The sequence below is a fragment of the Pseudomonas sp. UBA4194 genome (assembly GCF_002379585.1).
GTDB lineage: Bacteria > Pseudomonadota > Gammaproteobacteria > Pseudomonadales > Pseudomonadaceae > Aquipseudomonas.
This window is the reverse complement of record NZ_DFUE01000075.1, coordinates 23,701-35,159: the sequence shown is the minus strand read 5'-3', so window position 1 is coordinate 35,159 and position 11,459 is coordinate 23,701. Positions and strand designations below refer to the sequence as shown.

Genomic DNA, 11,459 nt, shown 5'->3' with positions numbered 1-11,459 from the left:
ACTAGACTAGCGAATTTCGTTTGGCGAAGTCCGCAAGCTCCACCACCGTACCGACCCGCAGTTTCTCGATCAGGCGATACTTGTAGGTGCTGATGGTCTTGTTGCTCAACAGCATCATTTCGCCGATGGATTTATTGCTCATGCCCCTGGCCAGATGCTGCAGGATCGCCAGTTCGCGATTGGTCAGCCGAGCGATGCTCTGGGCCTCGCTGCACATGCAGTCGCTGCGCCTCACCGAACTCAATGACACATCGGGAAAGAAGGCAAACCCCGAAGCGATGGCCGTGACGGCCTTGCGTAGCTCGTTGAGGTCATCGCCCTTTGACACGAAGCCCTTGGCCCCCAGCTTCATGCAGCGCAGGGAAAAGTGCTCGGCAGGTTGCGACGTCAGAATCACGATGCGCACGTGAGCAATCAGCTCCTGTAGCCGAGTGATCACCTCCATGCCATCCATGCCCGGCAGCGAGATATCCAGCACCACCAGATCCGGCGGGTACCTCTTGGCCATGGCCAGCCCCTGGACGCCGTCGTTGGCCTCGGTGACAGCTTGATAACGTTCCTGCTTGAGCAGCACCTTGACGCTGGCCCGAATGAAAGGGTGATCGTCTATCACTAACGCTGTTCGCATGTCGCTCTCCTGATTGCGAGGCGGCCGGTAACGCCCGCAGGCCCTTTGCAGGGCGTCCTGTGGAAGGAATGCAGCCTGGATTGTGAGTGGGCCTTCCTGGCCGGTGCGCTGTAGGAGTATTCGGTAGTTTCGATAGGAAATATGCCGGCCGCTTCCGAAATTCTTATGGGAAATTTCGCTGTGTTGTGCAGGATAATTACGCCCCCTCCTTTACCGCGTCTCTTCCGGCGCGCCTTGACCGTCTGCGCAGCAGGCCTGGGCGACGATTATTCCCTCGTGCTTGTACTGAGGAAGTCAGACGTTTCCCAACGTTTGTGCGAATTTTCCGAGACCCGCAAATCCGGGGGGATTTCCATCTTTTTGCGCGGTCCACTGCTCACACTGGCCACGATTGATACGCAATGTCAGACCCTATCGAGATCGACCTGCCCGCAGACCTGCACTACGTCGACGACAGCCAACCCGGCCTTCGGCGCAAGATCCTGCGGGGCAAATTTGCCTATTTCACTGCCGACGGCGAACGCATCACCGACGCCGACGAGATCAAGCGCATCAATGCCTTGGTCATCCCACCTGCCTACAAGGATGTGTGGATCTGCGCCGACCCGCGGGGCCATTTGCAGGCCACCGGGCGTGATGCCAGGGGCCGCAAGCAGTACCGCTACCACCCGCGTTGGCGCGAGGTGCGGGACAAGGACAAGTACGAGCGCATGATCGAGTTCGGCAAGATGCTGCCCAAGGTGCGTCGGCAGCTGGAAACCCATCTGGCCGCGCCGGGGCTGGACCGCAACAAGGTCATGGCGGCGGTGGTTTCCCTGCTCGACAGTACCCTGATCCGCGTCGGCAACACCCAATACGCCCGCGACAACAAATCGTTCGGACTGACCACGATGCGTAACCGCCACGTCGAGGTGAAGGGCAACAGCATCGCTTTCGAGTTTCGCGGCAAAAGCGGCATCGAGCATAAGGTCACGGTCAAGGACCGGCGCCTGGCCAATATCGTCAAGCGCTGCATGGAGCTGCCGGGGCAGAACCTGTTCCAGTACCTGGACGACGATGGCGTACGCCATGGCGTCAGCTCCCATGACGTGAACGCGTACCTGCATCAGATCACCGGCAGCGACTTCACCGCCAAGGACTACCGCACCTGGGCCGGCAGCGCCTTGGCCCTGGCCATGCTGCGCGAGCTGCATTGGCAACCGGAGCCGGAAGCGAAAAAGCATATCGTCGACATGGTCAAGGCGGTGGCGCGACAGCTGGGCAATACCCCTGCCGTGTGCCGCAAGTGCTATATCCATCCCAAGGTGCTGGAGCATTTCGTCGAAGGTGAATTGGCCAAGCTGCCCAGGCCAAGGACACGCAAAGGCTTGCGCATGGAAGAAGTCGCGCTCGCGACCTTTCTGGAGCGATTGGTCAAGGCGGCATAGCGAACCACGGCGCCTCACACGGCTCATCCGACCCCCACCGGAATTGTCCCCGGCTCTGGGGGTCGGTTATAACACCCCCATTTGCAACAAAGGTTTTTCATGAAATCCAACGCCCCCAGCGGCTACGTACAGGTGCGCGGTGCGCGCGAACACAATCTGCAGAACGTCGATGTCGACATTCCTCGCGATGCCCTGGTGGTATTCACCGGCGTTTCCGGTTCCGGCAAATCATCCCTGGCTTTCGGCACGCTGTATGCCGAAGCCCAGCGGCGCTATTTCGAATCGGTAGCGCCGTACGCGCGACGCCTCATTGACCAGGTCGGCGTCCCCGATGTCGACAGCATCGATGGTTTGCCCCCGGCCGTTGCCCTGCAACAGCAACGCGGCACACCCAGCACTCGCTCCTCGGTGGGCAGCGTCACCACCCTTGGCAGCCTGGTGCGCATGCTCTACTCCCGCGCCGGGGCCTATCCCAAGGGTCAGCCGATGCTGTACGCCGAGGATTTCTCGCCCAACACACCCCAAGGCGCGTGCCCTCACTGCCACGGGCTGGGTCGGGTTTACGAGGTCACCGAGCAGAGCATGGTGCCCGACGACAGCTTGACCATCCGCCAGCGAGCGGTGGCCTCCTGGCCGCTGGCCTGGCAAGGGCAAAACCAGCGCGACATCCTGGTCACCCTGGGCTATGACGTGGACATCCCGTGGCGCGACCTGCCCAGGAAGCAGCGCGACTGGATCCTGTTCACCGAAGAAACCCCAACCGTGCCCGTGTACGCCGGCCTGACGCCGACGCAAACGCGCGAGGCGCTCAAGCGCAAGCTGGAACCCAGCTATCAAGGGACCTTCACCGGTGCCCGGCGCTACGTGCTGCACACCTTCACCCATTCGCAAAGCGCATTGATGAAGAAGCGTGTCAGCCAGTACATGGTGGGCACAGCCTGCCAGCTGTGCGAGGGCAAACGGCTCAAGCGTGAAGCGTTGAGCGTTACCTTTGCCGGCCTGGATATCGGCGAGTTCTCCCGGTTGCCCCTCAACCGCCTGGCCGAACGCCTGCTGCCGGTGGCCAATGGCGAGCGCAGCGGGCGCAAGCTCAGCGAAGAGAAGCGCCTGGCGGCCCAGCAACTCGCTCAGAACCTGCTGGGACGCTTGACCACCCTGATCGATCTGGGCCTGGGCTACCTGTCGCTGGAGCGCAGCACGCCGACCCTCTCATCCGGAGAACTGCAACGGCTGCGCCTGGCCACCCAGTTGGGTTCACAGTTGTTCGGCGTGGTCTACGTGCTGGACGAGCCCACTGCGGGCCTGCACCCGGCCGATGGTGAAGCGCTGCACGATGCCCTGAAGGGACTCAAGGCGGCAGGCAACTCGCTGTTCGTCGTCGAGCATGACCTGGACACCATGGCCAGGGCCGACTGGCTGGTGGATGTCGGGCCGCGTGCCGGCGTGCACGGCGGCACAGTGCTGTACAGCGGGCCGCCCCAGGGCTTGGCCGACGTGGAAGCCTCGCAGACACGGCTGCACTTGTTTGGCGGTGCCCCGGCGCTGCCACGTCCGCGTCGCGCGACAGAGACCTGGCTGGAACTGGCCAATGTCACGCGCAACAACTTGCAGGCGGTGAACGCAGCATTCCCGCTGCATTGTTTTACCGCGGTCACGGGCATCTCCGGTTCGGGCAAGTCCAGCCTGGTCAGTCAGGTGCTGTTGGAGTTGGTGGGCGAGCATCTGGGCCAGACCGTAGAGCAAGAAGCCGCAGCTCTCGAAGACGAGGCACCGCAGACCGAAGCGGGGCATATCGTGACCGGCATGCAGGCCGTCAAGCGCCTGGTGCAGGTGGACCAGAAGCCTATCGGCCGTACACCGCGTTCGAATCTGGCCACCTACACCGGGCTGTTCGACCACGTGCGCAAGCTGTTCGCGGCGGAGCCGTCGGCGCGCAAACGGGGCTTCGACGCCGGCCAGTTCTCGTTCAACGTCGCCAAGGGGCGCTGTCCGCACTGCGAGGGTGAAGGCTTCGTCAGCGTCGAGCTGCTGTTCATGCCAAGTGTGTTCACCCCCTGCCCCACCTGCCATGGTGCGCGTTATAACCCCAAGACCCTGGAGGTACTGTGGCAGGGTCGCACGATCGCCCAGGTGCTGGAGTTGACCGTGGACGAAGCCTGCGAGGTGTTCGCCCAGCAGCCCGCAATCCTGCGCTCCTTGACCGTGCTGCGTGACATCGGGCTGGGTTATTTGCGCTTGGGCCAACCGGCGACCGAGCTGTCCGGAGGCGAAGCGCAGCGCATCAAGTTGGCAACGGAGCTGCAACGCAGCCAGCGCGGCGCTACCTTGTACGTGCTGGACGAACCGACCACCGGATTGCACCCCAGTGACGTGGACCGGCTGATGACCCAGCTCAACCAATTGGTCGACAGTGGCAATAGCGTGGTGGTGGTCGAGCATGACATGCGGGTGGTGGCCCAGGCGGACTGGGTAATCGATATCGGACCCGGAGCGGGCGATCTGGGCGGCAAGGTTGTAGCGACCGGACGGCCTGAAACCGTGGCTGAATGTAAAGAAAGTCGCACCGCCAGTTATTTGCAGGCCGCCTTGCTGGGCTAGGTTGGGCTTAGCTGGGCTGGATAGTGCTGACGCTATCGCGCAGACCCGCTCCTGCGCTGGGCGGGTCCTCTCTGGACTGCTGTTCAGTTCCGCAGGAGCGAGTTCTCCCTACGCAAGGCGTGCAACGACGCCCTGATTCAAACGGGCTTGCTTTTGTCCTCGCTCTGCTCATTCGAGGGTGAGCGAGCCTTCTCTCCCTCCTGATTGGCCTTCTTGTGCTCCGCTCCCACTTTCCCTGCGTTCTCGGGCTTATGGTTCAAATCTTCGCGCTGCGATTCTTTGTTCACGGTCATTCTCCAGGCACGGATGGGTTTCTTGTTCAGTATTAGGCAGCGGCCGACACACAAGGTGCCAAGATATTTCGCGGCTGAACTCCGGCCCTCGATTACCAGTCAGCACTACAAGTGCCATTACTGGAGACGTCGAGCCCTATGCATATTTCATTGGATAAACAGGTCGCTTTGGTCACAGGTGCCAGCTCAGGCCTGGGCGCGGGGGTTGCCAAAGCGCTGGCCGCCGCCGGCGCAGCCGTGGTCGTCAACTACAACAGCCACGCCGAGCCTGCCGAAAAACTGGTGGAGAAAATACGCCAGGCCGGTGGCAAGGCCATTGCCGTGGGTGCCGACGTATCGAAGGAAGACCACGTCGAGCGCCTGTTCGCCGCTACGGTCGATACCTATGGCGCGCTGGACATCCTGGTGGCCAACTCGGGGCTGCAGAAAGATGCCCCGACCGTGGACATGACCCTGGCCGACTGGAACAAGGTGCTGGACGTCAACCTGACAGGCCAGTTTCTCTGCGCCCGCGCGGCGCTGCGCCAATTCCAGAAACAAGGCCCGCGTACCTGGTTGTCTCGGGCCGCCGGCAAGATCATCCACATGAGTTCGGTTCACCAGCTGATTCCCTGGGCCGGGCACGTCAACTATGCCGCGTCCAAGGGTGGTATCGATCTGCTGATGCGCAGCATTGCCCAGGAAGTCGGTAACCAGCGGATCAGGGTCAACGCGGTGGCACCGGGTGCCATCCGTACCGCGATCAACGAGGAAGTCACTCAAGGCGACGCCGAGAAGAAGCTGCTGGAGTTGATCCCCTACGGCCGCGTCGGTGAGGTGGACGACGTCGCCAACGCCGTGGTCTGGCTGGCCTCGGACGTAAGCGACTATATCCATGGCACCACGCTGTTCATCGATGGCGGCATGAGCTTGTACGCGGGGTTCCGAAACAATGGCTGAAGACGTCTGCAGTACCCTGCAAAGCCCGATCGAAGCCCACGGTATCATTGGCGACATGCGCAGCGCGGCCCTGGTGGCCGATGATGGCAGCGTCGACTTCATGTGCTGGCCGGACTTCGACAGCCCGACCCTGTTTACCGCCCTGCTCGATTGCGACCGCGCCGGGGTGTTCGAACTGGCGCCGGACCTGCCCAACGCACGCCGCCAACAGATCTACCTGCCGGACAGCAACGTGTTGCAGACCCGCTGGGTCGACAAAGACGCGGTGGTGGAAATTACCGATTTCATGCCTATCCCCGCCGAGCGCGACGCGCTGCCACGGCTGGTGCGGCGCGTGGAAGTTCGCAACGGCAGCGCCACCATTCGCCTGCGCTGTCGCGTGCGCCACGACTACAGCCGCGCCGATACCGTGGCGGGCATGGCCGGCGACGACGTGCGCTTCGAGGCCCCAGGCCAACCCACGGTGCGCCTGAGCGCCACGCGGACTCTGCACGTCGAGCAGCACAGCGCGATGGCCGAGTTCGATTTGCAGGAGGGCGAAAGCGCCGAGTTCATTCTGGGCGGTGACGACGACCCGCTGGTGGAAGCGGGCACGGCGCAAAGCTGCCTGGAGGAAACCCTGCGCTATTGGCGGCACTGGATCAAGCACTCGACCTACCGTGGTCGCTGGCGGGAGATGGTTGACCGCTCGGCACTCGCGCTCAAGCTGCTGACCTCTCGCCAGCACGGCGGAATCATCGCTGCGGCCACCTTCGGTCTGCCCGAGGCGCCTGGCGGAGAGCGTAATTGGGACTACCGCTACACCTGGATCCGCGATGCCTCGTTCACCGTCTATGCGTTCATGCGCCTGGGCTTTACCGAAGAAGCCAACGACTACATGCGTTGGGTACGCGCCCGCGTGGGCGACTGCTCCGACGAGCCGACCAAATTGCGGGTGGTCTACAGCCTTGACGGCCGCGAAGAGCTGCCGGAAGAAACCCTCTCCCACCTCAGCGGCCATGGCGGTGCGCAACCGGTGATGGTGGGCAACGGCGCCCATGACCAGATCCAGCTGGATATCTACGGCGAGTTGCTCGATGCGGTGTACCTGGCCAACAAGTACGGAGAAGCTATCTCCCACGAAGGCTGGAAGCACGTCACTCAGATCGTCGACAAGGTGTGCAACAGCTGGCGGGAGAAGGATGTCGGGATTTGGGAAATGCGCAGCCCGCCTCAGCATTATCTGCACTCCAGATTGATGTGTTGGGTCGCGCTGGATCGCGCGCTGCGGCTGGCCTTCAAGCGTTCGCTGCCGGCTCCGTTCGACCGCTGGGACAAAGAGCGCCAGGCCATCCACGATGATATCTGGACCAACTTCTGGAATGCCGACAAGGGTCACTTCATTCAGCGGTTGGGCAGCGACGATCTGGATGGATCGATGCTGTTGATGCCTTTGGTACGTTTCGTCGGGGCCAGCGACCCGCGTTGGTTGAGCACCCTGGAAGCCATCGAACAGAGTCTGGTCCGCGATGGCATGGTCTACCGCTACCGCCAGGACGACGGCTTGCCCGGGGATGAAGGCGCCTTCACGGCCTGTTCATTCTGGTACGTGGAATGCCTGGCCCGTGCAGGTCGGGTGGAAGAGGCGCACCTGGAGTTCCAACAGCTGCTGCGCTATGCGAACCCCCTGGGGTTGTTTGCCGAGGAGTTCGATCGCCATGGGCACCACCTGGGCAATACACCGCAGGCATTGAGCCATTTGGCGCTGATCAGTGCAGCGACGTTTCTGGATCGCAAGTTGAGTGGAGAGCGGACGTTGTGGCAGCCGTGACACGGTGCGCTTTTAGCCCCCTCTCCCCTAGGGAGAGGGCTGGGGTGAGGAGACCATTCACCACCCTATCCAACCCATACACCAATACCCGCTCTATCACCCCCATAAACCAAACGTAATGCCATTCTGCTAGGCGGTTTTCATGAAGCAAGCCATACTGACGTCAGTTCCAACCTGGAGGCGTCGCGCGGTGTCTGTACACCGTAGTTCAGCGCTTCCAGGGAATTAAAACTGTCATCGCGCGTCCCAATCATGGGCGTGGCGGACTACGCCTAGTACCGGATCAATTCAAAGCAAAGGAATCAAGGAGCCGTTCATGCTGATACTCACCCGCAAGGTAGGCGAAAGCATCGTCATTCACGACGACATCAAGATCACTATCCTTGGCGTGAAGGGGATGCAAGTGCGCATCGGCATCGACGCGCCTAAAGATGTGCAAGTGCATCGCGAAGAGATTTTCAAACGTATTCAGGCCGGCAGCCCAGCGCCTGAAAAAGGAGACAGCCACGAGTAACACCGCACGCCGCGTTGCTGCTGGTCGATGACCGGATAGCCACGCGGCGAAAGGTTGATTGCAAGCCGATATCAGATCGGCGTGGCCTGATGATGATTGTCGGCCGGCGCCCCGCCTCCCCCGCCCGCATAGCGCGTTGCTTCATCCTTGCCGAAGGCAATGGCGTCTTTGCACGAGACGTTCTCGCGTTGCTTGATCTTTTCCTTGATCACTTTTCCGTCTGCCCGATAGGCACCGAAGAAAACCTCGACGACCTTTTCGTTGAGTTGACGTGCCCGCACCCAGATGTAGCAGCCGTTGTTCAGCTTCTGCGGCCAATGGTTGTCCGTGTCGACATAGTGCTCGTGCGCGTAGTCCTCGTGCGTCAGCTTATTATCCCACTCTTTGAACAGCTCACTCGTTTCGAGCGTTACATCAGTCATTTGCCTACCTCTCATGGGTAATTGGGGGCTCTCCCTTCTTTAACCGACCCGCTGCGAGCCCTGAGGTTCATTGTAGCCAACGGCAGGTGGCGCGCTGCGCCGTCGCGGCAAACGAAAAAAGGAATTAAAGCCGCGACCTATACGTCACTAATCAGAGATGTTCTGAACGACGCCCGCTGGGCAAGGATCTCGACATGCTGATATTGACCCGCAACGCCAACGAAACCATCGTCATCGACGAAGACATCCGTATCACTATCATCGACGTCAAGGGCGCCCAGGTGCGCCTGGGCATCGAAGCGCCCAAGCATGTTGCGGTGCATCGCGAGGAGATCTACGAGCGAATCAAAGCCGGCGTGCCGCTGGTACCCAAGGCGGCGCAGCGCTGAGCACCGCCAGTCGCTACCAGCGCGACCGAGCGGTCAAAGCGCGCACGTGCGGGCGTTGAAGGCGCCCAGCAGTTTGCTGGCCAGATCCTGCTCACGGAATGGCTTCTGCACGATCGGATAGCACTCGCCGTCCAGCCCATCGAGTTCGGCATATCCGGTGATGAATACGATGGGCAGGGTGGGATGACGTCGACGGATCATGTGGGCCAGCTCGGCGCCATTGGTGCCCGGCATGGCGAAGTCCGTAAGTACGAGGTCGATGGCCGGGTCCAGCTTGTTGAGCGCCATGTCGGCACTGTTGGCTTCCACGACCTGGTAACCCATGCCGTCGAGCATGGCTGACGTCACGTCTCGCACGCTGTCATCGTCGTCCACCAACAGGATGGTTCGCTTCTGCCCGCCCGCCGCATCGTCGATGGCGTCCGGCGACGCCACCGCATCGGACTCCAGGTTACGCCTTACCCCGGGTAGATAGACCTTGACCGTGGTGCCGTAGCCCGGCGAAGTCATGATGGCAACGCCGCCCCCCGATTGCTTGGCAAAGCCAAACACTTGCGCCAGCCCCAGACCGGACCCCTTGCCGACTTCCTTGGTGGTGAAAAACGGTTCGAAGGCCTTGGCGAGTACCTGTTGAGTCATGCCGCTGCCCGAGTCCTGAATGGACAGCACTACATAATCGCCCGGTTCCGGGTCCTCAGGTCGCTGGGCGGCCATGCTCACGGTCTCGTTACCGGTAGACAGGCGCAACGTGCCGCCATTGGGCATGGCATCCCGAGAGTTGATCGCCAGGTTGAGGATGATCATTTCCGTCTGGGTGGGGTCGACCAGTGCGCTCCACAGGTCGTCGGCGGTGTCGGTCTCGATCCAGATGCTCCCGCCCAGGGTACGCTGCAACAGCTCGATCATGCCCTCGACCGTATCGTTGAGGTTGACCGCGACGGGTTCCAGACGCTGGCGACGAGAGAACGCCAACAGCTGCCCCGTCAACTTGGCCCCTCGCTCGCCGGCCTCCTTGATGTTCTGCAGGCGACTTTGCAGTTTCTCGGTCTTGCCCTTTTCCAGATCCCGGGCCAGAAACATGGTACTGGCCAGGATAACCGTGAGCAGGTTGTTGAAGTCGTGGGCAACGCCGGCAGTGAGCTGGCCCACGGCTTCGAGGCGTTGCAGTTGCTGCAGGGTGGCCTCGATACGCTCGCGCTCGCTGATCTGTTCGCGCAACTGCTGGTTGGCGCCAGCCAGCTCGTCGAGCACCAGGCGTTCACCGGTGATGTCTCGCACGGCGGCGTACATCAGGCCTTCATCGGGGACGATGGTCCAGGACATCCAGCGGAAGTCACCGTCGGCATGGCGCATGCGGTTGACGAAGCGCGTGGAGACGTTGCCGCTGGCGATGTTTTCGGTCTCGCGCAGGGTGGCGCCGGTGTCGTCTGGGTGAATCAATTCCCAGAGCTGCATGGTGCCCAACTGCTCGCGGGTCCAGCCCAGTGTGGATTCCCACGCGGGGTTCAGGGACACCGGTGACATGTCGAAACGCATCACCGCCAGAAGCTCGCGGGACAACTCCCAGGTCCGGTCGCGTTCGCGGGTACGCTTGACCACGCGATCGCCGAGCATTTCATTCAGCTGCTGCAGCGCCTCGGTGGACTGCATCTGTTCGGTGATGTCCTGCATCACGCCGGTGAAACGCACACAGGCGCCCGCTTCGAAGAAGGCCTGGCCGTGGCTGGCAATCCAGCGTTGCCTGCCGTCCGGGAGCTGGATGCGGTAGTCGACCTGATAGCTCTGGCCATCGTCGGCGCTCATGGCCGCGTCCATGCGTTGGCGCACCAGGGGAAGGTCGTCTGGATGACAGCGCTCGGCCATCAGTTCCAGGCTGACCGGCGTGTCCTCTTCAAGCTGATACAGGGCGCGGCAGCGGTCGTCCCACAGCAACACACCGGTCGTCGGCGTGTATTCCCAAACACCCATGCGGGCGGCATTGATGGCTATCTGCGCGCGTGCCTCAACATGTTGCAGGGACTGCTCGGCATGCCGACGGCGGCGGCGTTCGAGGATCTCGTCCATCGCCCGGTTGACTGCCCTGGGCAGCAGACTCAGGTTCTGCTTGAGCACGTAGTCGATGGCGCCTTGGCGCATCATCTCGACCGCATGCTCTTCTCCGAACACGCCGGACAGGAAGATGAACGGCGTCAGTGGCGCGATACGCTGGGCGGCCTGCAATACCTGCGGCCCCGAGGAGCCGGGCAACATGTAGTCACACAGGATGAGGTCGAAGTGTTCGCGGGCAAGCGCCTGTTCAACGCCTTGATGGTTGTAGACCAAAGTGGAGTCGATGGTGAGGCCAGCGCGCTCGAGGGTCATGAGCGCCAACTCGGCATCACGGGTGCTGTCCTCCACGAACAGCAGTTTCAAAGGCTTGGGCGGCATAGGTGTCCGATG

10 protein-coding genes are annotated in these 11,459 nt (G+C 61.9%); 6 read left to right on the top strand and 4 right to left on the bottom strand.

Features of this window, described 5'->3' with window-relative positions:
- Position 1: 1 nt before the first annotated feature.
- A complete protein-coding gene (locus tag B3397_RS17870; protein ID WP_296252668.1) occupies positions 2–628 on the bottom strand; it encodes a response regulator transcription factor in 627 nt (208 codons plus the stop codon).
- Positions 629–1,029: 401 nt separating this feature from the next.
- Here B3397_RS17870 and B3397_RS17865 point away from each other — a divergent pair, with 401 nt between their 5' ends.
- Both B3397_RS17865 and B3397_RS17860 read left to right on the top strand, forming a co-directional pair.
- Positions 1,030–2,055: a DNA topoisomerase IB gene (locus B3397_RS17865; protein WP_296252666.1), complete on the top strand. Its 1,026-nt coding sequence runs from the start codon at positions 1,030–1,032 to the stop codon at positions 2,053–2,055.
- 99 nt (positions 2,056–2,154) lie between these two features.
- Positions 2,155–4,653, top strand: a complete 2,499-nt coding sequence (locus B3397_RS17860; protein ID WP_296252663.1) for an excinuclease ABC subunit UvrA — start codon at positions 2,155–2,157, stop codon at positions 4,651–4,653.
- Positions 4,654–4,790: 137 nt separating this feature from the next.
- Here B3397_RS17860 and B3397_RS17855 read toward each other — a convergent pair whose 3' ends face one another.
- Positions 4,791–4,940: a hypothetical protein gene (locus tag B3397_RS17855; RefSeq protein ID WP_296252660.1), complete on the bottom strand. Its 150-nt coding sequence runs from the start codon at positions 4,938–4,940 to the stop codon at positions 4,791–4,793.
- 144 nt (positions 4,941–5,084) lie between these two features.
- On the opposite strand from B3397_RS17855, the gene B3397_RS17850 reads away from it, so the two are divergent.
- The 3 genes from B3397_RS17850 (at position 5,085) to csrA (B3397_RS17840) (ending at position 8,209) form a co-directional block, all read left to right on the top strand.
- On the top strand, positions 5,085–5,885 hold the full coding sequence (locus B3397_RS17850; protein ID WP_296252658.1) for a glucose 1-dehydrogenase: 801 nt from the start codon (positions 5,085–5,087) through the stop codon (positions 5,883–5,885).
- On the top strand, positions 5,878–7,695 hold the full coding sequence (locus tag B3397_RS17845; RefSeq protein ID WP_296252655.1) for a glycoside hydrolase family 15 protein: 1,818 nt from the start codon (positions 5,878–5,880) through the stop codon (positions 7,693–7,695). Before B3397_RS17850 ends, B3397_RS17845 begins: the two co-directional genes overlap by 8 nt.
- 316 nt (positions 7,696–8,011) lie before the next feature.
- A complete protein-coding gene (gene csrA, locus B3397_RS17840; protein ID WP_296252652.1) occupies positions 8,012–8,209 on the top strand; it encodes a carbon storage regulator CsrA in 198 nt (65 codons plus the stop codon).
- A gap of 71 nt (positions 8,210–8,280) precedes the next feature.
- Here the strand turns inward: csrA (B3397_RS17840) and B3397_RS17835 are convergent, their stop codons facing one another.
- The gene (locus tag B3397_RS17835) at positions 8,281–8,631 is read right to left on the bottom strand and encodes a hypothetical protein (protein WP_296252648.1); all 351 of its coding nucleotides are present in this window, start codon (positions 8,629–8,631) and stop codon (positions 8,281–8,283) included.
- A 194-nt stretch (positions 8,632–8,825) separates the two neighbouring features.
- On the opposite strand from B3397_RS17835, the gene csrA (B3397_RS17830) reads away from it, so the two are divergent.
- Positions 8,826–9,020, top strand: coding sequence for a carbon storage regulator CsrA (csrA, locus tag B3397_RS17830; protein ID WP_296252645.1), 195 nt, complete (start codon positions 8,826–8,828; stop codon positions 9,018–9,020).
- Between the two features lie 33 nt (positions 9,021–9,053).
- On the opposite strand, the gene B3397_RS17825 is transcribed toward csrA (B3397_RS17830), so the two are convergent.
- Positions 9,054–11,447 (bottom strand): response regulator, encoded by a 2,394-nt coding sequence (locus B3397_RS17825; RefSeq protein ID WP_296252642.1) that lies wholly within the window; start codon positions 11,445–11,447, stop codon positions 9,054–9,056.
- Positions 11,448–11,459: the final 12 nt, after the last annotated feature.